This is a genomic window from Arthrobacter pullicola (assembly GCF_014836875.1).
GTDB classification, from domain to species: Bacteria; Actinomycetota; Actinomycetes; order Actinomycetales; family Micrococcaceae; genus Arthrobacter_B; species Arthrobacter_B pullicola.
On the sequence record NZ_JACSQC010000009.1, the window covers coordinates 1 to 21,750 of the forward strand.

A 21,750-nucleotide genomic window follows, 5' to 3' on the forward strand; every position below is an offset into this window, starting at 1 on the left:
GACGGCACCTTGTTCGAAGACCCCGTGCCCAAGAACCTGCCCTCAGCCGCTTGACGAAAACCATAGAGGCACCCCCCAGCCAACAGATCGGCCGGTCGAGCGTATTCCTCCGAGGCTGCAGTACTGGGCATCAACCCAGCAAAGTGGAGTCGATGAAAGAATCATCCATGGAAATAGAGCGGTTTTATGGAAGATGACATTCCGTTTGGGCATCGCCAAATTCAGCGATCCGCGACCCTACCCCAAGGAGTTCCTCGATAGCTGCCACCGTCCGCGGTGCCGCTTTACCGTCGCCGTACGGGTTGACGGCATTGGCCATGGAATCGAAGTGCGCGCGGTCGTTCAGCAGCTGATCCACTTCCGCAACGATACGGTTTTCGTCAGTGCCGATCAGCTTGACCGTGCCGGCCACCACGGCTTCCGGACGCTCGGTGTTCTCGCGCATTACCAGTACAGGCTTGCCGAGGCTGGGAGCTTCTTCCTGGACTCCGCCGGAGTCAGTCAGCACAACGTGCGCCATGGAGAGCATCCGGGTGAACTCACCGTATGCCAGCGGCTCCACCACGATGACGTTCGTCCTACCTTCGATGAACGGGACGACGGCCGCGCGGACAGCCGGGTTTTTGTGCAGCGGAACGACAATCGTTAGATCAGGTTCCGCGTCAGCGATTCGAGCCAAAGCCCGGCCCACACCGCGCATCGCCTCGCCCTGGTTCTCGCGGCGATGAGTTGTCACGAGAAGAATGCGGGCTTCCTCGGCGACGAGCTTTTCAAGCTGCGGGTCCGTGAACGGCACCTTCTTGTCAACGGTCATGAACAGGGCGTCGATGACGGTGTTACCCGTGACGACAATGTCGCTGGCAGGAATGTTTTCCTGGAGCAGATTCGCGCGGCTTGTAGTTGTGGGAGCCAAGTGCAGGCTGGCGATCTGGGAAGTCATTTTTCGGTTGGCTTCCTCAGGGAACGGGGAGAAGAGATCCCCGCTGCGAAGGCCTGCTTCAACGTGCACAACCGGGATGCCGTGATAAAAGGCTGCGATAGCGCCTGCCGTGGAGGTGGTGGTGTCGCCCTGGACGATCACGGCATCCGGACGGTTGACGCTGAAGAGTTTGTCTAGCCCGTCAATCGTGCGGGTCAGGATCCCGTTCAAGGTCTGCCCCGGAGTAAAAATATTCAGGTCGTGATCCGGGACGATTCCAAACAGGCCGTTGACCTGGTCCAGCATCGAACGGTGCTGCCCCGTCACGGTCGTGAAGTGCTCCAGGGAAGTGGACTCCTGAAGGGCAGAAACGATCGGCGCCATTTTGATAGCTTCGGGCCGGGTTCCATAGATAGGCATAACGAGTGGCAAAGCGGTACCCCATAAGACGTGAGACTTAAAAAGTGTGAATGTTAGCGTGTGGTCCGGTCATCCTAGCCCATTCCCAGATTATTCCTGGGTCAGGGCGACTTCTTCGATTCAGCCAAAAAAGACCAGAAGCGTTACAAGCACAGGCACCGACACAAACACGCCCACAGTCAGAATCATGGCCACCGCACGCTTCCTGCGATAAGCCCTGGCCGGCTCGGCCTTGAACCCGCCGGAGGCACGCACCACTTCCTCCTCGAAAACGGGGCTGCGGTCGGTCCCCGAACTCATGTGCCGCGCTGCCGCAACCTCCGTATATAGCCGTTTGCCCATGTGCTCCACTTTCCCACAAGAACCGCAATCCTTAGGGGTGGCTGTCAGAGCCCTGCGGTACGCTTCTCACTGGGCAGGTTACTGATCGGGTCAACGGAGCCCCGGAGGCTGCCCAAGAACGAGCTGGCACAAACCGGAGTTCACGTATGAGCTACAGCACGGAACGGGATTACTTTGCAGACTAAGATCACCGCCAATGCGCAAGCGCTGAAGCGATGGTTGAGCAAGGCCGAGGTCTCTCTGGGGAACCACAGCGACCGGCTGAATGCCATCAACATTTTCCCGGTGGCCGACGGCGACACCGGAACCAACCTCTACCTCACCATGCGCGCTGCCTCCGCCGCAGCAGCCGATCAGGAAACGCATGACATCGGCGAACTGCTCTCCACGGCCGGCCGGTCTGCCATGGAACAGGCCCGCGGAAACTCCGGCACGCTGCTCTCCGTCTTCCTCACCGCGATGGCCGAGCCGCTGCAGGGACACAGCAGGCTCTCCGCGCCGCTTCTGGCCTTGGCGCTGGACCGGGCGCAGCTGCGCTCCTGGTCGGTGCTCAGTGATCCCGTTCCCGGAACCATGCTCTCCGTACTGGAAGAGGCTGCCCGGGGAGCATCACGGGTAGAGCCGGCCCAGAACGGCGATGATTCCAACGCGGGCCTGGCTGTAACCCTCCGCGCCATGATGACCTCCGCACTGGCCGCCGTCGTGCGCACCGAAGAGCAGCTGCAGACCCTCACCGATGCCCGGGTTGTCGACGCCGGCGGCGTGGGGTTCCTGCTGGTCCTGGATGCCCTGCGGGCCTCCGCCCTCGGCGAGGAACTCCAGGGAGAGCTCCTTGACGGACTGCACGGCTACGACGTCCAGGACCCGCATATCCACAGCAACCAGCCGCAGCTCGAAGGCGTGGAAGTCATGTGCACCATCACGCTTAGCCCGCTCGACGCCGCCACGATGCGGCTTTCGCTCGATGAGCTGGGGGAGTCCGTGATCATGAGCGCGGTCAGCCCCGTGGGGGACGGCTACCGGTGGCGGGTCCACGTCCATACTCCGGATGCGGGGGCTGCCCTGGAACTGCTGCGCACGGTTGGCGAACCGACCAATGTCACGATCACCGAGCTGTCCGCCAACGGGCACCAGACAACGGAAATCCCGCAGGTCCCGGTCCCCGGTGACCCCGCCGCCGGTGGCGGTCTGGCCCGCGAAGCCTAGAGGCCCATGCAGGACAGGATTCCCGGCGAACTCGACTACCCGCTTGACCGCCGGATTGGTAAACGCTCTGCGGACAGGATTGCCCAGCAGCTTGGGATCACCACTGTCGGTGAGCTGCTGCTGCACGTTCCCCGCCGCTACCTGGAACGCGGTGAACTCACGCCGATAGCGGAGATTCCCTTCGATGAGGAAGTCACGCTGGTTGCCCGCGTGCAAAGCAACAACGCCAGGCGGATGCAGACCCGCAAGGGAATGATTGTTGAGATCACGGTGACGGACGACGCCGGCGGATCGCTTGGGCTGCTGCACCTGACCTTCTTCAACGGCTACGGGGCACAGAAAGACCTGCAGGTGGGCGCCCGGGCCATGTTTTCCGGCAAAGTCGGCGTCTACAAAGGTCAGCTGACACTGACCAACCCCAACTACGTGCTCCTGGCCGACGATGCCGATGACGAAGAGGAAGCCAAACGGCCGATCCCCGTTTACCCGGCCACCGCCAAACTGACCAGCTGGGACATCAAAAAGACCATCGACCTGCTGCTGGACACCCTGCAGGCCGAGCGGCTGCGCGATCCGGTCCCGGAACAGATCCGCAGCCGGGAGCACCTGATGCCCCTGGCCGCAGCCTACGAGGCCCTCCACCGGCCGGCGGACATCCAGGAGGCGTATAAGGCACGGCACCGTTTCCGCTACCAGGAAGCCCTCGTCCTGCAGACGGCCCTGGCCCGCCGGCACGCGTTTACCGCGCTGCAGGACGCCACCGCCAGGCCGCCGGCACCCGGGGGTCTGCTGGACACCTTCGACGCCGCCCTGCCTTTCACCCTCACCGGCGGCCAGGGTCAGGTCGGGGCGGAACTGGCCGGTGACCTGGCCCGGGCACACCCGATGAACCGGCTGCTGCAGGGCGAAGTGGGGTCGGGTAAAACCCTGGTCGCGCTGCGGGCCATGCTTCAGGTGATCGACGCCGGAGGCCAGGCTGCGCTGCTGGCTCCCACCGAAGTCCTTGCCGCCCAGCACCACGCGTCGATTACCCGGACGCTGGGGCCGCTGGCGGAAGGCGGACTGCTCGGGGGCAGCGAACAAGGCACCCGCGTCACGCTCCTGACCGGGTCCATGGGGGCCGCCCAGCGGAAGGCTGCCCTGCTGGAAGCTGCCAGCGGATCCGCGGGAATCGTCATTGGTACCCATGCCCTGCTCGCCGAGCACGTTCAGTTCGCGGACCTCGGCCTCGTGGTTGTGGACGAACAGCACCGGTTCGGCGTCGAGCAGCGGGACATCCTGCGGTCCAAGGGCCGGCACAGCACGCCGCACCTCCTGGTGATGACGGCCACCCCGATTCCGCGCACCGTCGCCATGACGGTTTTCGGTGACCTCGACGTCTCCACGCTGGCCGAACTGCCGGCCGGCCGGGCACCGATTTCCACGTATCTGGCGCCGCTGACCGACAAGCCGGCGTGGGGTCCGCGGATCTGGGCGCGGGCACGGGAAGAGATCGACGCCGGACGGCAGGTCTATGTGGTCTGCCCCAAGATCGGGGACCGCGAAGAGGAGCCCGGCACCGAACTCGCCCTGATCGAGGAGCTCCCTGGCAAACCCGCTGCCCAGCGCAACCAGCGCCCGCTCGCTTCCGTGCTGGAGACCATGGAGCGGCTGCAGGAGCTGCCCGTCCTCGCCGGCACCCGGATGGCGATGCTGCACGGCCGGATGGACGCGGCGGATAAGTCAGCAACCATGGACGCCTTCAACCGCGGGGAGATTGACCTGCTGGTCTCCACAACGGTGATCGAAGTCGGAGTGGACGTGCACAACGCCACCATGATGGTGATCCTGGATGCCGAACGGTTCGGAATGTCCCAGCTCCATCAGCTCCGCGGCCGCGTGGGCCGGGGCGGGCTGCACGGCACCTGCCTGCTGGTGACGAATCTTGAACCCGGGCACCCGAGCCGGGAACGGCTGGACGCGGTGGCCGCAACGACGGACGGATTCGAACTCTCCCGCCGTGACCTGGAACTGCGCCGGGAAGGCGACATCCTGGGCGCCTCACAGTCCGGCGGGCGCTCCACCCTGAAGCTGCTGCGCGCCATCCAGGACGAAAAAGTCATCGAAAAGGCCCGGACAGACGCACAGGAACTTGTGGCCGTTGACCCCGACCTGCTCGATTATCCCGGCCTGAACGAAGCGATTGACGCGTACCTGAACCCGGAAAAGGAAGCGTTCCTGGAACGGGGCTGATGCCGGGCGGGACCCCGCGGCTGGATAGAGTGGAAACATGAGCCGCATCATTGCCGGGGCCGCCGGCGGAACCACCCTGTCCAGCGTTCCCGGATCAGGAACCCGCCCCACCACGGACAGGGTGAAGGAAGCGCTCTTCTCCCGGCTCGAGTCCTACGAAATCCTCTCCGGCGCCTATGTCCTTGACCTGTTCGCCGGATCCGGCTCCCTGGGCGTCGAAAGCGCCAGCCGCGGAGCTGCCCGGGTTGACCTGGTGGAGCTGGCGGAGAAGGCTGCGGGGGTCTGCCGCAGCAACGCCGGACTGGTGAACCGCGTGCTGGGCAAGGAACGCGTGCGCGTGCACCGGGCCAAGGCCGAGACCTATCTGCTCCGGGTTCCCGAGGGCCTGGCCTGGGACCTGGTGTTCCTTGACCCGCCTTATGACCTGGATGAAGACGGCCTGGCCGGCGTTCTGCAGGCCCTCACCGCGCACCTCGCGCCCGGCGCCGTTGTGGTGGTGGAACGTTCCACCCGGTCTCCGGAACCCGTCTGGCCCGACGGGCTGGAGCGCTTCAGTGAACGTGCCTACGGCGAAACAACCCTCTGGTTCGCCGAACCGGCCCAGACAGAACCAGCCCAGCCCGGTGACGCCAAAGGCTGACGCCTAAACGCCTAAACGCCCAGCGCTCAGCGCCCGGCCGCGAAGGCGTCCAGCTCGGCCCCGGTGAGGACGGCTGCGGGATGCGGTCCCGCCCCCAGCAGCGCCGTGGTCCAGTCCTGTGGCCAGCGGAACGGGGCCCCGGCCAGCACGATGTTCCCCGGGTGACGGCCGGTGAACATACTCGTGTCGCCCAGGGCAGCAACCTCGCCGCCGGCCGCGCCAAACACTGCCTGCATCGACGCGGCCTGCCGGCGCGCAAAGTTCAGCGGCGGATCATCGCCCACATTGACCAGCAGCACACCGGTGGCAGTGAGCAGCTCCAGCAGTTCGGCGTAGTACTCCGGCGCCGCCAGGTGTTCCGGAGCATCGGCACCGGCAAAGACATCCAGCACAATAACGTCGAAAGACGCCGGTTCGAACCGGTCGAGCTCCGCCCGGGCGTCACCGATGATGGTCTGCAGCCGGGTTCCTTCGGGCAGCGGCAGGTACGCCAGCACGTAGTCCAGGAGTTCGCGTTCAAGCTCGACGGCGGCCTGCTCCGAGCCGGGCCGGGTGGCCTGGACATAGCGCGCCAGCGTCAGGGCGCCGGCACCCAGATGCAGGGTCCGCAGCGGCTGGCCGGCCGGTGCGGCGAGGTCCAGGACGTTGCCGATCCTCCGGAGATACTCGTAGAAGATCTCCTGCGGCTGCGCTAGGTTCACATGCGACTGCTGGGCACCTCCGATGGACAGGATCCAGGCGCCCTCGGTGAACGCGTCCTCGTCCAGTTCGGCATGCGCACCGATACCGCGGAGCAGGCGCGACGGCGGACGGCGGGCCACTAGAGGACCTCCCCGAGGCGTGCGATGCGTTCCGCGGCTTCCTGCAGCACGTCGAAGCGTTTGCAGAACGCGAAGCGCAGCAGCGTGCGGGTCCGTTCGGCTCCCTCCGGATGGCAGAACATGGCCACCGGGATGGCGGCAACGCCCACCAGCTCCGGCAGCCGGCGGGCCAGGGCGGTGGCATCGGTAATGCCCAGGGGAGCGACGTCGGCGTTGACGAAGTAGGTGCCCTGCGGCGTGTAGACGTCCAGGCCGGCGGCCCGCAGCCCGGCGGAAAGGACGTTGCGCTTGGCCCGCAGGGTTCCGGCGGCGTCGGTGAAGAAGGAATCCTCCATCCGCAGGCCCGCGGCGATGGCGGCCTGGAACGGCGACCCGGAGCTGTAGGTCAGGAAGCTCTTGACGGTGCGTACCGCGGCCACCAGCTCGGCGGGCCCGCTCAGCCAGCCAATCTTCCAGCCGGTCAGGGAGAACGTCTTGCCGGCCGAGGAGATGGTGAGGGTCCGGTCCGCGGCTCCCGGGAGGGTGGCCACGGGGATGTGCCGGGGACCGAAGGTGAGGTGCTCATACACCTCATCGGTGAGGATCACGACGTCGTGCCGGATGGCCAGGTCCACGATCCGCTGCAGGACCGGTTCCGGGAAGACCGCGCCGGTGGGATTGTGCGGGTTGTTCACCAGGACCACGCGGGTGCGGTCGGTGAACGCCGCTTCCAGGGCGTCCAGGTCCGGCATGAAATCCGGTGCCAGCAGGGGAGCGGTGGTGTGGGTGGCGCCGCTCAGGCCGATGATGGCGCCGTAGGAGTCGTAGAACGGTTCGAAGGTCAGGACCTCATCGCCCGGCCCGGTCAGTGCCAGCAGCGCCGAGGCGATGGCCTCGGTGGCGCCCGTGGTCACAATGATTTCGGTCGCCGGGTCCAGGGTCAGCCCGTAGAAGCGTTCCTGGTGCTCGGCGACAGCCTCGCGCAGCACCGGCAGTCCCTGGCCCGGAGCATACTGGTTGGCGCCGGCCAGGATGGCCTTGCGGGCAGCGTTCCGGATCTCTGCCGGACCGTCCTCATCCGGGAATCCCTGGCCCAGGTTGATTGCCCCGTGCACGCCGGCCAGTGCCGTGATCTCCTCGAAGATGGTCACTCCCAGGTTTCCGTCCGCGCCGAGCAGGTTGGCACCTGCGGCTGTCCGCTGCCAGGGGGCGGGAGCTCCGTCCCGGGAGTCGCGGAGGGTTTGTGCGCGGGGTGTTGAAGTCATGCCTTCAAGTATTACCCGCACCAAGCCGGTAGATTCGACTTATGCGACGCGCAGTATGCCCCGGTTCCTTTGACCCGATCCACAATGGCCACCTGGAAGTGATTGCCCGGGCCGCCAACCTCTTCGACGAAGTCATCGTGGCCGTTTCCACGAACTACGCCAAAAAGTACCGGTTCTCCGAGGCCGAACGGCTGGAGATCGCCGCGGAAACACTCGGCTCCCTGGCCGGGGTGTCGGTGCTGCCCATGGGGCACGGGCTGCTGGCTGAGTTCTGCCGCGACCACGGTGCCAACGCAATTGTGAAGGGCCTGCGCTCGGTCCAGGACTACCAGTACGAGCTGCCGATGGCCGTGATGAACCGGCACCTGACCGGCGTCGAAACCGTGTTCCTTGCGGCGGATAACTCCTACACGCACCTGTCCTCCAGTCTGATCAAGGAAGTTGCCGCACTGGGCGGGGACATCGCCGAGTTCGTGCCGAGCGCCGTCCTGAAACGGATGGACGCGCTGCGCTAGCCGTGCCGGGGCACCCTGACCAGCTCGTTCCCAGCCGTGCGGGGCGCCGCTCCTAGCCGATCCGGCTGCCGCACGCCGGGCGCAGGAAAGCCGCCAGCAGGCCGCCTGTTTCCTCCACAAACCGCCCGGCCCACCGCGAGGGGCTCATCGTGGGCTCCGAAGCAACCATGGTGAGGTGGGCTGCCGAGCACTGGGTGATGTTGGCCTCCGCACGGACCACATGGTACGTCGAGGTCACCACGATGATCTCGTCCCAGCCGTTATCCGCGGCCAGGCGGGCAACCGAGCGTGCCTCGGCCCGGGTTGTCAGAGGAGACGGGGTGAAACACTCGATCGCCGGGTTGGTGGTGTACTCACAGACGAAGTCAGTGTTCGCATTGCCCGGAGTATCGGTGGTGGACAGGACGAGGACGGGAGCGTAGCCGTCCCGCAGCAGCTGCTGCCCGACCGGCAGGCGCTCCGCGGCAGCCCCGGCCAGCACCACAATGGCGTCCGCGCTGACCGCCTCACCGCTGGGATCCTTTGCGGCCTGGGGATACAGGAAGAGGTTGGCGGCGGCGAACAGCCAGACCAGCAGGGCGCACAGCACTGCCGTCCCGATCCGGACAAAAACGCGCCGGAAAGCGGCTGCGGGGCGAAGGAGAGACACACCGCAAGCGTAGGTGAGAGCTGGGCGTGAGCCGGAATCCGCCGTCGTGCCCCGGTGCGGCTAAACTGGAGCAGCAGCCGCGGTACGGCAGGCACGGGGCCCGGCCCCAGCGCCCGCCGGCGGGCCGGTTTGAGAGATTCCCTCCGGTCAGGCTAAGATGATATGTCGGTCTATGTTCTACAGGAGTTCTCATTAGCGTTTCATCGCGGTCACATCCGAGTTCCCCCTTGGCAGTCAATGTCAAGGATCTCGGGCGCAGCCCGGGAACCATGCGGACAATGCATGAGCATCTGCCGGCACCGAAAGACTTCGGTGTTGCGCTGATCGGCGTACCCGTGGGATCGGACATTGAGCTCGATCTGCGGTTTGAGGCCGTGCACGAAGGGATTTTGGTATCAGGAAACGCGGTTGTCCCAGTCCGGGGCGAGTGCGGCCGGTGCCTGACGCCCATCGCGTACGACCAGGACGTCGATGTGCAGGAACTCTTCTACTACGAGGACGCTGAGTCCTTCGGAGAAGAAGAGGAAGAAGAGCAACGCCGGATCGAGCGAGATGTCATCGATCTTGAACCGGTTTTGCGGGACGCAGTGGTCACCACCCTGCCGTTCCAGCCGGTGTGCCGGGAAGACTGCGAAGGTCTTTGCCCCGATTGCGGGGTGCGCCTTGAGGAGGATCCGGGTCACCACCATGAAGTCGTGGATCCTCGCTGGGCAGCCCTTGCCGGGTTGACTGGCACCGCCGCTGACAACGAAGCGGCAAAAAGTACAGAGTCAGACGAGAGAGAAGAGAGTTAGTCGTGGCTGTTCCCAAGCGGAAAATGTCCCGCTCGAATACGCGTGCACGCCGGTCCCAGTGGAAGGCAACTGCGCCCAACCTGGTGAAGACCGTTGAGAACGGCCGCGTAACCTACAGCCTGCCCCATCAGGCCAAGGTCGTAACCGACTCCGCAGGCACTGCGCTGTTCCTTGAATACAAGGGCCGCAAGGTAGCGGACGTCTAAGACCAGTGTTTACCCCTTTTCCGTCTGTCCTCTGAGGACATTCGTTGAAGGGGCACACTGCTTTTCGGGGCGATCTCAGCACGTGAAGAATACTGAAGAGCTTCAGAAGCGTCTCGGCGTCGACATCGATGCCGGGACGCTTCGTCTTGCGCTCACACACCGGTCCTACGCCTACGAACACGGCGGGATCCCGACCAACGAACGCCTCGAGTTCCTTGGGGATTCCATTCTCGGTTTCTCCATCACCGACGCGCTGTACCGGGACAACCCCGACCTCTCCGAAGGGGAGCTGGCCAAGCGCCGCTCCTCCGTCGTGAGCACCAAGGCGCTTGCCTCAGTTGCCCGCCAGCTGCAGCTTGGAGATTTCATCCTGCTGGGACAGGGCGAGAAGCTGACGAACGGCAAGGACAAATCCTCCATCCTGGCCGACACCACCGAAGCCCTGATTGGTGCGGTGTACCTGTGCCACGGGATCGAGACGGCCCGCGCCATGGTGATGCGGCTGATCGGTCCGCTGCTGCACGACGCAGACACCCTGGGCGCCGGAACCGACTGGAAAACCAGCATCCAGGAAATCGCTGCCGCCCGGAAACTCGGCGACATCGAATACCGGGTTACCGGCACCGGACCGGACCATTCCCGCAGCTTCGTGGCTGTCCTGCACATCGGCGGCCAGGCTTACGGCACCGGCAGCGGACGCTCCAAGAAAGACGCTGAGCAGGAAGCCGCAGCAGACACCTGCCGCCGGCTGAACGATACCGGCGTGCGTCCGGTCACCCCCTCCGTCTAGCAGATCCGCCCATGCCGGAACTTCCCGAAGTTGAGGTTGTGCGCCGCGGCCTGGCCCGGTGGGTACGGGGACGGAACATCGACGCCGCAGAGGTCCTGGACCCGCGCTCCGTCCGGCGGCACGCCCCGGGGCCGGATGATCTGCGGGCAAACCTGGAAGGCGCCCGCGTCCTGGACGTGGTCCGGCGCGGCAAGTTCCTGTGGATGCCGCTGGTCGAGGCCGGTGATGACGCCGGTGCCGTTCCTCCCTTCGCCCTCATGGCGCACCTGGGCATGAGCGGCCAGCTGCTGATGGAAGACCCGGCGCTGCCGGACGAGAAACACCTCAAAATCCGGCTGACCCTCAGCCCCGCCACGGACACCGACGGGTCACCCATGCCCACCGAACTCAGATTCGTGGACCAGCGCATCTTCGGCGGGATGTTCCTTGCCGATCTGGAGCCGACTCCGGACGGCGCGCCGGGCGGGCTCTCCGAAACCGGAATGCCGCTGCTGCCCTCTGAAGCCGCGCACATAGCCCGTGATCCGCTGGACCCGGCGTTCTCCTTCGACGAGTTCTACCGCAGGCTGCGTTCCCGCCGTACCGGAATCAAACGGGCACTGCTGGACCAGGGGCTGATCTCCGGCGTGGGGAACATCTACGCCGATGAAGCGCTCTGGAGCGCCAAAATCCACTTCGCCCGGCCCACGGACACCATGCGCCGTGCCGACGCCCTGCGGCTGGTGGAGACCGCACGGGACGTGATGACACGGGCGCTGGCCGCGGGCGGCACCAGCTTCGATTCCCTCTACGTCAACGTGAACGGAGCATCGGGGTACTTCGCCCGGTCCCTGAACGCCTACGGACGGGAAGGCGAGCCCTGCCTGCGCTGCGCCGAAGCCAGCCGCACCACGCTCATCCGCCGGGATTCCTTCATGAACCGGTCCTCCTACAGCTGCCCGGTGTGCCAGCCCAAGCCCCGCAACGGACGCTGGTAACCCCTCCCGGCGCCTGACGCGGGACGTCTGAGGCCTGGCAGTCCGCTCAGCGCAGGACCTCGATGAGGACCACCCACGCGAAGGCCGCCCCCGCGATCACGCCGAGGATTGCCCCGGCCCCCAGCCAGGCCAGCCCGGCGCCGTCGTCCATCAGGAGCAGGACCGCGCCCGCCGCATAGGCGGCAACCGGGGCCAGGAGCAGGAGAGCCTTAGGGAACCGCGTCCCGCGGGGCGCGCCGGAGCTGCGGTACACGGAGCCGACGGCGCGGATCACCACCACGGCCAGCGCGGCGGTGCCAAGCGCTGTCTCGGCGCCGTAGGCCCAGAGCGGCTGGCCGGGGACCAAGCCGAGCGCGCACACCACCAGCGCCAGCGTGAGCGTAGCAACGGCTGCTGCGGCACGGGACGGGAGCGGTTCCGCGGCGAGAATATCCTTGATATTCACCGACATCGCCACGATCAGCAGCCCCACCAGCGCCGCCGTGCCGCCCAGCATGGCCACGTTGAACTCACTCCAGGCTTCCAGCGGGGATTCCATGCCAGCACACTGTAGCGTGCACGGCCGGTGTTCTCAGCCGTGCCGGCGCGTTAGCTGCCGCGCAGCTCCGCAACCAGGGCGTCGTTGTAGACCGGCCAGGCTTCCGCTGCCCAGGGACCAAAGTCCCGGTCTGTGAGGGCGACGGCGGCTGCCTGCAGCTCGGGGTCCACCCACAGGAACGTGCCGGACTGCCCGAAGTGCCCGAACGTGCGCGGCGAATTGGTGCTCCCGGTCCAGTGCGGGGACTTGCTGCCCCGGATTTCGAACCCCAGCCCCCAGTCGTTCTCCTTCTGCCGGCCGAAACCCGGCAGGACTCCGGCGAGACCCGGATAAACGACCGTGGTCGCCGCGGCCAGCGACTCCGGCGTGATCAGCCGGGGCGCCTGCAGCTCCGCGGCGAACCGGGCCAGATCCGCGGCGGTGGAAACGGCGCCGGCCGCCGGAGAGCCCTCCAACGTGGTGTCCGCCATCCCCAGGGGCGCCAGCACGGCCTCCTGGAGATAGTCGGCAAACCCAATGCCGGTGGCCTCCTCCAGTGCCTCGGCCAGGACCTCGAAACCGGCATTGGAGTACAGCCGCCGCGTGCCCGGTTCGTACCGGACGGTACGGTCCCCGAAGTCGTAGCCGCCGGTGTGGGCCAGCAGGTGGGCGATCGTGGAACCGGGCGGCCCGGCGGGATCATCGAGGACCACGGCTTCCTCTACGAGCGCAACCTGGAAGGCGTACGCCGTCAGCAGCTTGGTCACGGAGGCCAGTGGAAAGCGCCGGCCCTGGTCGCCGTCGGCCCCCAGCACGGTGCCGTCGGCGGCGATGACAGCCGCGGCGGCGTGCTCGGCGGGCCAGTCCTGGATTAGTGCTGTGCTTTTCATCCCTGCCATCCTATGACGTCGGCCGGCTGGTGCTGTCCGGCACCGGCGCGGCCGTGCCGCCGTAGTGGGCGGCCAGGCGGCGCATACCCTCGTCGATGGAGACCTCGGGCGTCCAGTCCAGCACCTTGCGGGTGTGGCGCTGATCGAACCAGTGCGAGGTGGAGAGCTGCTCGGCCAGGAACCGGGTCATCGGGGGCTCATCGTGGACCAGGCCGCGCGCGCCGGCCGCCAGCCAGGCCTTCTCGATGATGCTTCCCGCGCCTCTGGCCAGCCAGCCCGGGACGCTGAACCCCGGTGCACGGACGCCGCCGGCGGCACAGATACCGGCCATCAGCTCGCCGACGGTGCGCGGCTGGCCGTTCGTGACCACCAGCGCCTGCCCGTGGGCGTGCTCCATCCGTTCCAGCCCGCGGACGATCGCCGCGGCGGCGTTGTCCACGTAGGTGGTGTCGATGAGGGCCGCTCCGCCGTCCAGCAGGGGCAGCCGGCCGGAGCGCGCCCGGTCGATCACGCGTTCCACCAGCTGGGTATCACCGGGGCCCCAGACGACGTGGGGACGGATCGCGGTGACCCGGAAGTCCGGCGAGTCAGCCGCCAGGGCCAGCAGTTCCGCCGCGGCCTTGGACCGGGCGTAGTAGCCGCGGGCCTGGTCCGGATCGGCCTGCCCGGCGCCGGCTCCGGCGATCGGCTCGCCGAAGTGGGCCACGGAGGGGGAGGAGACGAAGACCAGGTCACGGACCCCGGCGGCGCGCGCGGCGGCCAGGATGTTGCGGGTGCCCTCGATGTTGGTTGCTTCGAACTCGGACCACGCGCCGGTGAAAGACACCTTGGCCGCGAGGTGCACGACGGCGTCCATTCCCGCTACGGCCCGTGCCACGGCGGCCGGGTCGGTCACCGAGCCGGCCACCGATTCCAGACCGGAACCGGCTGCCGGCCGGCGCTGGAAGGTGCGGACCTGATGCCCGCGGTCGGCCAGCAGCTGGGCGACGGCGCCGCCGAGCAGGCCGCTGGCGCCGGTGACGAGGATACGCCGGCTCATCGCCGGGCTCCCGGTGCGCTGATCCGTCCGCCGGCCAGGACCTTCGCGGCCCAGTCGCCAAGGGCGGCGCGGTCGATTTTGGAGTTGTGCCGGATGTCGGTGGGCATCTGCGGCAGCACCAGCACCGCGGCGAGGTCCAGCCCGCAGGCTGCGGCGACGGCGTTCCGGACAGCCGCTGCCGTTTCCTGATCGGCCGGCCCTGCCCTTCGGGTGCCGCCGGCGGGTTCAATGACCGCCACCGGCACCTGTGCTCCGGCGGGGCCGACGCCGACCAGGGCGGCAAGCCGCACCGCCGGTACGCTCTCGGCAGCCTGCTCCGCCGCGACCGGTGTGACCGGACCGGCGGCCGTGGTGAGCACGTGCCCCAGCCGGCCTTCGACCCAGAGGCGGCCGTCGGCGTCGAAATGGCCCACGTCCCCGGTCCGGTGCCAGCCGGGCACCGAGGAACTGTGCTCTTCGGTGATCCAAAGCCTGTCGTACCGGTCCTTCACGTGCGGGGCGCTGACCAGGATTTCCCCGGTGACATCCGCAGCGTCGGAGAGCCCGGTTCCGGCGGAGCCGTCCTCGGCCAGCGGGGCGATGGCCACCCGGGCGCCGGCGACGGCGGTCCCCACGCAGACACCGTTGCCGGTGCCGGCCTTGCGGATCTGCTCCAGGCTGATGTCGGTGACCGGCAGGGCCTCGGTCATGCCGTACGGGGTGTGCAGGGCAGCCTGCGGTACCAGCAGCTGGACCCGGCTCAGCAGTGCTTCCGGAATCGGTGCGCCGGCGGAAAGCAGCAGGTCCACTCCGGCCAGCGCGGCACGCTGCGCCGCGTTGAGCTCATCCGCCGTGGCCAGGACGTTGGCCAAAGCGGCCGGAGACGCGAACACCGTGGTGGCATTCACGGCGGCTGCTGCGTCCGCCAGCGCCCGGGCGCTGAGCGTGCGCGGCGCGGTGACGTCCATGTCCGGGGTCACCGATGTGGCACCGAGGGCCGGGCCCAGCAGCGCGAACGGGGCGAAGCCGGCCACCAGTGAGGAACCGGCCCGCAGGTCGTAGGTCTCCTTCAGGGTGTCCCGCATCGCGGCGAGACGGCGGTGGGTGTACACGGCGCCCTTAGCCGGTCCGGTGGAACCGGAAGTGAAGAGGACGGCGGCATCGGCGTCGGGGTCCGTGCGGTAGTCCGGAACCGGCTGGCCGGTGCCTGCCTGCACCAGCTCCGAAACCGTGTGCTCCACGCCCAGCAGCCTGCGCCGCAGGGGCGCGGCTTCGCCGGCCAGGATCCGCTGCCCGGGCCAGCCGAAGAGCCGGGCTCCGGTGATGGCCCGTTCGATTCCCACGATGAACTGCGGTCCGGCGCCCTTGATGGCCCGGCTCAGGCCCTTGGTGCCCAGCCCGGCGTCCGCCACCACCACCACGGCGCCCAGGCGCAGGCAGGCGTAGATCAGCGAGGTCAGCTCGATGCCGGGCGGCACCAGCAGGTTCACCCGGTCGCCCGGACGGACGCCGATTCCGGCGAGCCCCGCGGCGAGGGCATCAACCCGGACGGCGAGCTGTTTCCAGGAAAGAACCTTAGGAGCAGCAGGGGCGGCTGCGTCACCGCCGGAGGTGGCCGGAGCCATGTCGACGACGGCGGGGGAGTCATCCCCGGAGCGCTCGTCCAGTTCCGCGAGCATGGGCCGGAAGGGGACCTGCGCGGCACCGGTTTCTGCGGAGGATGCTGCGGTGGTTCCCGCGGTGGCGCTGGGCGCGCTGACATTTTGCTGCAGCCAGCTGAACACGGGGGAAGCGATGTCCCGGTCTTCGGGCAGCAGATGGCCGGCGCCTTCGAACCGGTGCACATCGGCGTGCGGCAGCCGCCCGATCAGGTCCCGCAGGTAACGGTCGGAGAACACCGGGTCCTTGGGGCCCCACAGGGCCAGGGCGGGGACGTTGAGCCGGCGGATTCCTTCCGCAACCCGGGTCAGGGCCCGGTAACTGGGATGGGCTTCGTCCGCGGGAATATCCGCCACGAAGTTCCCGACGCCGGCGCGCCGCGGGGTTCCGCGGTACGGTGCGGCAAAGGCGCGGCGGACCTCCGGTGCCAGTGCCGGCTGGGCCAGGGCATGGGTGACCCGGAGGAAGGCATCGGTGCTGACGGTGCCCCAGCCATGCACGGCGGGATGAAGCGCCAGCCGGAGGGCCGGCGGAAGCGAGAATCCGGCGGGGTGCACGGCGGTGTTGGTCAGGACCACCCCGGCCAGCTGGCTGCGGTGCGCCAGCGCCCAGCCCAGGGAGATGATGCCGCCCCAGTCGTGGCCCACGGTGACCACCGGTCCGTCCAGCTCCAGGGCCGTGGTGAGGTCGGAGAGATCGCTGATCCGGTCCGCCAGCCGCCGGAAGGTGCCGGTGCGGGCCGAGTAGCCCATGTCCAGCTGGTCAACGGCGATGACCCGCCAGGGGCGTTCGGCGGTGCTGCCGGCAGCGGCCAGCGTCCGCCAGAGGTAGGACCAGGTGGGGTTGCCGTGCACGCAGAGCAGGGTGCCGGCCGGTTCCACGCCCCGGGCCTCGAGGTCCGGCGCGTTGTCGAGCAGATGCCACTTGTGGTGTGTTCCGGGGCGGTCGACGGCGGCGGTGGAGGGAACGTGGACATAGCGGGACCAGGCGGCCGGAACACCGGGCCAGAGTTCAGCTACCACGCGATTTCCATCATGGTGGTGTTCAGGCCGGAGCCAACGCCCATACACAGCACCCGGTCACCCGGGGCCAGGGTCTTGGATTCCTGCGCCAGGGTCATGGGCAGGGAGGCGGGCCCCACATTGCCCCAGCGGGGGAAGGTGATCGGCACCCGTTCACGGTCCAGGTCCACTGCCTTGATGATCGCGTTGGTGTAGGAATTGGACACCTGGTGGGTCACGTAGCGGTCCATGCCCTGCCAGTCCCACCCGTTCCCCTGGGCTTCATGCCAGGCCGTGACCACCAGCTCCAGTCCGCCGTCGAGCAGGCCCTTGGTGTCGGTGTACATGCCGCCCTCGCTGCCGACACAGAGTTCGTGGTGCTCGGTTCCGGCCCGGGAGACCCCGCCCAGGATCCGGTGCGAGCCGGGGTGGTCCGCAGCGCGGCCGATCACGGCGGCAGCGGCGCCGCTGCCCAGGGTCAGGGTGGCGAATTCCCGCAGGTAGTCCTGCCGGGTGGAGTCTTCCCGGTTCAGCCGCCCGAAGGTGGCTTCCTGGACGCCCTGGGAGTCTTCCCCCGCGACAATCAGCGCGTAGTCGATCTGCCCGGACTCGATCATGTTGGAGGCCATGGTGATTCCGTTCACAAATCCCAGGCAGGCGTTGGCCAGATCGAAGTTGAGGGCGGAGGAGGGCAGGCCCAGGTGGTGGTGGATCTTGACGGCGACGGACGGCTCCAGGTTCCTGCGCGTCACGGAGGTGTTGATCAGCAGCCCGATCTGCGACGGCTCCACCCCAGCCTCGGCCATGGCCTTGGCGCCCGCTTCGATGGCGCCGTCTTCGAAGGTGGTGCCCGGCGCCCACCAGCGGCGCTCGCTGACCCCTGCCACCCGCTCCAGCAGGCCCTTGGACAACCGCAGCCGCTTCAGGGAGGGAGAAAGCCGCTCATCGAATTCCGGTGAGCTGACAACGACGGGCGCCTCTACGCTCTTCACGCTCAGGAGTGCGGTGTTGGTGTGATGGAAGTTGAAGTTCCCGCTCAAAATGCCTGCCTTGTCTGCTGCCAAAAAGATCGCGGTCCGGGCCCGGTTGTAACCCGTAACGGCGCCGCCGAACCATATGATTCTTCTAGAAGCCTACTTTCCTGCCGGGCCCGGAAAGCGCGAAAGCCCGGATTACGCTCTGCGAGTACTGCGGTTAAGTGTGGGGGAAGCACCGGCTTTAGGGAATCTTCCACAAACGAGAGACAGCGGACAGTGCATTTAAAAACCCTCACGATGCGGGGCTTCAAATCCTTCGCATCGGCCACCACCTTTGAGTTCGAGCCGGGGGTGACCGCTGTTGTCGGTCCAAACGGCTCGGGCAAATCCAACGTGGTGGACGCCCTGGCCTGGGTGATGGGGGAGCAGGGCGCAAAAACCCTGCGCGGCGGCAAGATGGAGGACGTCATCTTCGCCGGGACGTCCGGCCGCCAGCCGCTGGGCCGTGCGCAGGTTTCCCTGACCATCGACAATTCCGACGGCGCGCTGCCGATCGAGTATTCCGAAGTCACCATCTCCCGCACCCTTTTCCGGGCCGGCGGCTCCGAGTACGCCATCAACGGAGCGCCCTGCCGGCTGCTGGACATCCAGGAACTGCTCTCCGACTCCGGCCTGGGCCGGGAAATGCACGTGATCGTTGGGCAGGGCCAGCTCGACAAGGTTCTGCACGCCTCGGCGGAGGACCGCCGCGGCTTTATCGAAGAAGCGGCGGGAATCCTCAAGCACCGCCGGCGCCGCGAAAAGACCGTCCGCAAGCTGGACGCCATGCAGGCGAACCTGGCCCGGCTGACCGACCTGACCACGGAACTGCGCCGGCAGCTGGGGCCGCTGGGCAAGCAGGCCGCCGTCGCCCGCCGGGCCAGGCAGGTCCAGCTGGACGTGCGGGACGCGCGCGCCCGGCTGCTGGCCGATGACCTGGTGACCCTGTCCACCGCCGTCGAGCGGGACACAGCCGCCGAAGAGGTTCTGAAGCAGCGGCGCCGGGAGGTGGAGCAGACGGTCCAGGTCCAGGGGGCACGCCTGGCCGAACTGGAACGGCTGGCGGCCGTTGCCACCCCGCGGGTGAACGCCGCGCGGGACGCCTGGTACCTGCTCTCCTCCGGCCGGGAACGGCTGAACTCACTCCAGGCGCTCGCCCGGGAACGCCAGCGGCTCCTCGGCTCCAGCGACGCTGCCCCGGACCCGGGGCGGGACCCGGAAAAACTCCAGGCACAGGCGGAGCGGATCCGCGCCGAAGCCGCCGGCCTTGAGGCCGAGGTTGAGGACCGAGACGGCGCGCTGGAAGACGCGGTGGAGATCCGCGCCGCAGCCGAGGAAGAGGCCGCCGCCGAAGAACGCCGGCTTGCCTCCCTGCTGCGCGCCGCCGCCGACCGGCGGGAGGGACTGGCCCGGCTGGCCGGATCCGTGGCTGCCGCCCGCTCCCGGGTGGAAGCAGCGGAAGCGGAACTGGGCCGGCTGCGCGCCTCCATCAGCCAGGGCGAGGAACGGCGCCGGAGCGCGGAAGCTGAATTTGCCGCCCTGGAAAACCAGGCAGCCGGCGCCGAAGCAGGCGAAGAAGGCCTGGATGCCCGCTATGAAGAAGCCGTTGCCCGGCTGGAAGCAGCGGAGGAACGGCTGGCTGAGCTGCAGGGCCAGGAACGGGAGGCCGTCCGCGCCAGGGAAACGCTGACCGCCCGGCGGGATGCGCTGGCCGTGGGCCTGGACCGCAAGGACGGTTCACAGGCGCTGCTGGATGCCGGAATCGACGGGGTCCTGGCGCCCCTGGCAGATCTGCTGAGTGTGCGTCCCGGCTATGAGCGGGCGGTCAGCGCCGCCCTGGGCCCGGCCGCGGAGTCCCTGGCAGTCCGGGGCACCGAACCTGCGCTCGCCGCCCTCGCCCTGCTCCGGGAATCCGGTGCGGGCCAGGTTTCGCTGGTCTTCGCCGGAAGCCCTGATCCTTCCAACGCGGGCGACGGCGGCTCGGCAGTGTCTGAACTGCCTGAACTGCCTGAACTGCCTGAACTGGCGGAGCTGCCCGCCGGCTGCGTCCGCGCCGTGGACGTGGTCGAAGCCGCCTCCGGGACCGGCGCCGCCCTGCGCGCCCTGCTGCGCGGCGTCGTCGTTGTCCCCTCGCTGGCGGAAGCCGCGGCTCTGCTGGCGGACGCACCCGGGGCGACCGCTGTGACCACTGTGACCATGGAAGGAGACGTGCTTTCCGCCTTCAGCGCCCGGGGAGGGTCAACCAGTGCTCCCGGGCTGATCGAAATCCAGGCCGCCGTGGAGGAAACCGAGGCACGGCTGGCCGAAGCAACGGCCCGTGCGGAGACCGCCCGGTTCGCGATTGCCGGAGCCGTAGGGGAACGGGACGCGGCGCAGGCACAGGTTGATGCCGCGCTCGCTGAACTACACGACTCCGATGCCCGGCTGGCTGCGGTAGGGGAACGGCTGGGCTCGCTGGGCTCCCTCCTGCGCTCCGCGGCCGGCGAAGCGGAACGGCTCTCACACCTGGCCGGAGCCGCCGAGGCGAACCTGGCACGGGAACAGGAACAGCTGGCCGCCGTCACGGAACGGCTCACCGCGGCACAGGAGAGCCCGGACGAGGCAGGGGAACCCTCCACCGACCGGCGGGACGCCCTGGCGCTCGCCGCCGCCCAGGCCCGGCAGGCGGAGATGGACGCCCGGTTGTCCCTCCGCTCGGCCCAGGAACGGCTGAAGGCCGTCTCCGGACGTGCGGAGTCCCTGGAGCGGGCGGCAGCAGCCGAACGCCGGGCACGGGCCGCCGCCGCTGAACGGGCCCGGGCGCGGGCTGCGCAGGCCGCGCGTGCGGCAGCTGTTGCCGAGGCTGCGGCCGCCGTCCGGCGCTGGGCCGATGCTTCCCTGGAAGCCGCCGCGGCGGAGCGGGATGAGGCTGAAGCCGTGCGGGCCGAATGGGACACCGAGCTGGCTGCCGTGCGGACCGCCCACGCTGCGGCCACAGCGGAACTGGCCAAACTTACCGACTCGGTTCACCGGGAGGAGCTGCTCCGCGCCGAGAAACGGCTGCGGATCGAAGCCCTGGAGGCCCGGGCCGTGGAGGAACTTGGCATCACCGCCGACCACCTGGTCGCCGAGTACGGGCCGGACCAGCCGGTCCCGGTGCCCGTGGAGGCCCCCGAAGCGGCGGGCAAGTGGGCCGCGCTCCACGTTCCGGTGGATGAAGACGGCAACCCGCTCACGGAGGGAATTCCCTATGACCGCGCCGAGCAGGAGAAGCGGCTCAAGCGGGCCGAGCGTGACCTGAGCTCGCTGGGCAAGGTCAACCCGCTGGCTCTGGAGGAATTCGCGGCCCTGGAGGAACGCCACCAGTTCCTCAGCACCCAGCTTGAGGACCTGAAGGCCACCCGCAAGGACCTGCTGGACATCATCCGGGAAGTGGACCAGCGGGTGGAGGAAGTCTTCACGTCGGCTTTCCAGGACACAGCCGTGCAGTTTGAGCGGGTCTTCGGCCGGTTGTTCCCCGGCGGCGAGGGACGCCTGGTGCTCACGGATCCCGCGGACATGCTCACCACCGGCATCGAGGTGGAAGCCCGCCCGGCGGGCAAGAAGATCAAGCGGCTCTCGCTGCTCTCCGGCGGTGAACGCTCCCTGACCGCCGTCGCGCTGCTGGTGGCGATCTTCAAGGCCCGGCCCTCGCCCTTCTATGTGATGGACGAGGTTGAAGCGGCGCTGGATGACACCAACCTGGGCCGGCTCATCACCATCTTTGAAGAGCTGCGCGAATCCAGCCAGCTGATCGTGATCACCCATCAGAAGCGCACCATGGAGGTGGCAGATGCCCTGTACGGGGTGTCGATGCGCGGCGACGGGGTCTCCGCGGTGATCAGTCAGCGCCTGGACAAGGCCGCCGTCTGACCC

At 68.0% G+C, this 21,750-nt stretch carries 19 protein-coding genes; 9 read left to right on the plus strand and 10 right to left on the minus strand.

Annotation, left to right across the window (positions count from 1 at the left end):
• Positions 1–184: 184 nt before the first annotated feature.
• Positions 185–1,339 carry a non-hydrolyzing UDP-N-acetylglucosamine 2-epimerase gene (wecB, locus tag H9638_RS15575; protein WP_404799677.1) on the minus strand — a complete coding sequence of 385 codons (1,155 nt, stop codon included), beginning with the start codon at positions 1,337–1,339 and terminating at the stop codon, positions 185–187.
• Positions 1,340–1,459: 120 nt separating this feature from the next.
• Complete coding sequence (locus H9638_RS15580) at positions 1,460–1,681, minus strand: hypothetical protein (protein WP_191748962.1); 222 nt, start codon at positions 1,679–1,681, stop codon at positions 1,460–1,462.
• Between the two features lie 207 nt (positions 1,682–1,888).
• Here H9638_RS15580 and H9638_RS15585 point away from each other — a divergent pair, with 207 nt between their 5' ends.
• Genes H9638_RS15585 through rsmD form a run of 3 tightly spaced genes read left to right on the plus strand, consistent with a single transcriptional unit; the run spans position 1,889 to position 5,759 of the window.
• Positions 1,889–2,887 carry a DAK2 domain-containing protein gene (locus tag H9638_RS15585; protein WP_191749122.1) on the plus strand — a complete coding sequence of 333 codons (999 nt, stop codon included), beginning with the start codon at positions 1,889–1,891 and terminating at the stop codon, positions 2,885–2,887.
• Positions 2,888–2,893: 6 nt separating this feature from the next.
• Complete coding sequence (locus tag H9638_RS15590) at positions 2,894–5,119, plus strand: ATP-dependent DNA helicase RecG (RefSeq protein WP_225217527.1); 2,226 nt, start codon at positions 2,894–2,896, stop codon at positions 5,117–5,119.
• 37 nt (positions 5,120–5,156) lie between these two features.
• Positions 5,157–5,759 (plus strand): 16S rRNA (guanine(966)-N(2))-methyltransferase RsmD, encoded by a 603-nt coding sequence (gene rsmD, locus H9638_RS15595; protein ID WP_191748964.1) that lies wholly within the window; start codon positions 5,157–5,159, stop codon positions 5,757–5,759.
• Between the two features lie 26 nt (positions 5,760–5,785).
• On the opposite strand, the gene H9638_RS15600 is transcribed toward rsmD, so the two are convergent.
• Both H9638_RS15600 and H9638_RS15605 read right to left on the minus strand, forming a co-directional pair.
• Positions 5,786–6,580: a spermidine synthase gene (locus H9638_RS15600; RefSeq protein WP_191748967.1), complete on the minus strand. Its 795-nt coding sequence runs from the start codon at positions 6,578–6,580 to the stop codon at positions 5,786–5,788.
• Positions 6,580–7,824 carry an aminotransferase class I/II-fold pyridoxal phosphate-dependent enzyme gene (locus H9638_RS15605; RefSeq protein ID WP_191748968.1) on the minus strand — a complete coding sequence of 415 codons (1,245 nt, stop codon included), beginning with the start codon at positions 7,822–7,824 and terminating at the stop codon, positions 6,580–6,582. The genes H9638_RS15600 and H9638_RS15605 overlap by 1 nt, the downstream gene beginning before the upstream one ends.
• Positions 7,825–7,865: 41 nt before the next feature.
• Here H9638_RS15605 and coaD point away from each other — a divergent pair, with 41 nt between their 5' ends.
• On the plus strand, positions 7,866–8,339 hold the full coding sequence (gene coaD, locus H9638_RS15610) for a pantetheine-phosphate adenylyltransferase (RefSeq protein ID WP_191748969.1): 474 nt from the start codon (positions 7,866–7,868) through the stop codon (positions 8,337–8,339).
• 52 nt (positions 8,340–8,391) lie between these two features.
• Here coaD and H9638_RS15615 read toward each other — a convergent pair whose 3' ends face one another.
• Positions 8,392–8,988 (minus strand): YdcF family protein, encoded by a 597-nt coding sequence (locus H9638_RS15615; RefSeq protein ID WP_191748971.1) that lies wholly within the window; start codon positions 8,986–8,988, stop codon positions 8,392–8,394.
• Between the two features lie 227 nt (positions 8,989–9,215).
• Here H9638_RS15615 and H9638_RS15620 point away from each other — a divergent pair, with 227 nt between their 5' ends.
• From H9638_RS15620 to mutM, 4 genes are all read left to right on the plus strand, one after another.
• A complete protein-coding gene (locus H9638_RS15620; RefSeq protein WP_191748972.1) occupies positions 9,216–9,782 on the plus strand; it encodes a YceD family protein in 567 nt (188 codons plus the stop codon).
• A 2-nt stretch (positions 9,783–9,784) separates the two neighbouring features.
• Positions 9,785–9,988 carry a 50S ribosomal protein L32 gene (gene rpmF, locus H9638_RS15625; protein WP_055240805.1) on the plus strand — a complete coding sequence of 68 codons (204 nt, stop codon included), beginning with the start codon at positions 9,785–9,787 and terminating at the stop codon, positions 9,986–9,988.
• A gap of 82 nt (positions 9,989–10,070) precedes the next feature.
• Positions 10,071–10,778, plus strand: a complete 708-nt coding sequence (gene rnc, locus H9638_RS15630) for a ribonuclease III (RefSeq protein WP_191748974.1) — start codon at positions 10,071–10,073, stop codon at positions 10,776–10,778.
• 11 nt (positions 10,779–10,789) lie between these two features.
• On the plus strand, positions 10,790–11,755 hold the full coding sequence (gene mutM, locus H9638_RS15635; RefSeq protein ID WP_191748976.1) for a bifunctional DNA-formamidopyrimidine glycosylase/DNA-(apurinic or apyrimidinic site) lyase: 966 nt from the start codon (positions 10,790–10,792) through the stop codon (positions 11,753–11,755).
• A gap of 46 nt (positions 11,756–11,801) precedes the next feature.
• Here the strand turns inward: mutM and H9638_RS15640 are convergent, their stop codons facing one another.
• Genes H9638_RS15640 through H9638_RS15660 form a run of 5 tightly spaced genes read right to left on the minus strand, consistent with a single transcriptional unit; the run spans position 11,802 to position 17,880 of the window.
• Positions 11,802–12,293 (minus strand): hypothetical protein, encoded by a 492-nt coding sequence (locus tag H9638_RS15640; protein WP_191748978.1) that lies wholly within the window; start codon positions 12,291–12,293, stop codon positions 11,802–11,804.
• A gap of 50 nt (positions 12,294–12,343) precedes the next feature.
• Positions 12,344–13,162, minus strand: a complete 819-nt coding sequence (locus tag H9638_RS15645; RefSeq protein ID WP_191748980.1) for a serine hydrolase domain-containing protein — start codon at positions 13,160–13,162, stop codon at positions 12,344–12,346.
• A gap of 10 nt (positions 13,163–13,172) precedes the next feature.
• Positions 13,173–14,201, minus strand: a complete 1,029-nt coding sequence (locus H9638_RS15650; RefSeq protein ID WP_191748982.1) for an NAD-dependent epimerase/dehydratase family protein — start codon at positions 14,199–14,201, stop codon at positions 13,173–13,175.
• Positions 14,198–16,861 (minus strand): alpha/beta fold hydrolase, encoded by a 2,664-nt coding sequence (locus H9638_RS15655; protein WP_191748984.1) that lies wholly within the window; start codon positions 16,859–16,861, stop codon positions 14,198–14,200. The genes H9638_RS15650 and H9638_RS15655 overlap by 4 nt, the downstream gene beginning before the upstream one ends.
• Positions 16,855–17,880: a 3-oxoacyl-ACP synthase III gene (locus H9638_RS15660; RefSeq protein WP_191748986.1), complete on the minus strand. Its 1,026-nt coding sequence runs from the start codon at positions 17,878–17,880 to the stop codon at positions 16,855–16,857. Before H9638_RS15660 ends, H9638_RS15655 begins: the two co-directional genes overlap by 7 nt.
• Positions 17,881–18,093: 213 nt before the next feature.
• Between H9638_RS15660 and smc the strand changes: the two genes are divergently transcribed.
• A complete protein-coding gene (gene smc, locus H9638_RS15665; RefSeq protein WP_191748987.1) occupies positions 18,094–21,747 on the plus strand; it encodes a chromosome segregation protein SMC in 3,654 nt (1,217 codons plus the stop codon).
• The last annotated feature ends 3 nt before the right edge of the window (positions 21,748–21,750 follow it).

Excerpts from the sequence above, each read along its gene's own strand:
- H9638_RS15605 (WP_191748968.1), bottom strand. The coding sequence starts at position 7,824 with ATGACTTCAACACCCCGCGCACAAACCCTCCGCGACTCCCGGGACGGA.
- H9638_RS15590 (WP_225217527.1), top strand. The coding sequence starts at position 2,894 with ATGCAGGACAGGATTCCCGGCGAACTCGACTACCCGCTTGACCGCCGG.
- mutM (WP_191748976.1), top strand. The coding sequence starts at position 10,790 with ATGCCGGAACTTCCCGAAGTTGAGGTTGTGCGCCGCGGCCTGGCCCGG.
- H9638_RS15650 (WP_191748982.1), bottom strand. The coding sequence starts at position 14,201 with ATGAGCCGGCGTATCCTCGTCACCGGCGCCAGCGGCCTGCTCGGCGGC.
- H9638_RS15580 (WP_191748962.1), bottom strand. The coding sequence starts at position 1,681 with ATGGGCAAACGGCTATATACGGAGGTTGCGGCAGCGCGGCACATGAGT.
- wecB (WP_404799677.1), bottom strand. The coding sequence starts at position 1,339 with ATGCCTATCTATGGAACCCGGCCCGAAGCTATCAAAATGGCGCCGATC.
- coaD (WP_191748969.1), top strand. The coding sequence starts at position 7,866 with ATGCGACGCGCAGTATGCCCCGGTTCCTTTGACCCGATCCACAATGGC.
- H9638_RS15640 (WP_191748978.1), bottom strand. The coding sequence starts at position 12,293 with ATGGAATCCCCGCTGGAAGCCTGGAGTGAGTTCAACGTGGCCATGCTG.
- H9638_RS15645 (WP_191748980.1), bottom strand. The coding sequence starts at position 13,162 with ATGAAAAGCACAGCACTAATCCAGGACTGGCCCGCCGAGCACGCCGCC.
- rsmD (WP_191748964.1), top strand. The coding sequence starts at position 5,157 with ATGAGCCGCATCATTGCCGGGGCCGCCGGCGGAACCACCCTGTCCAGC.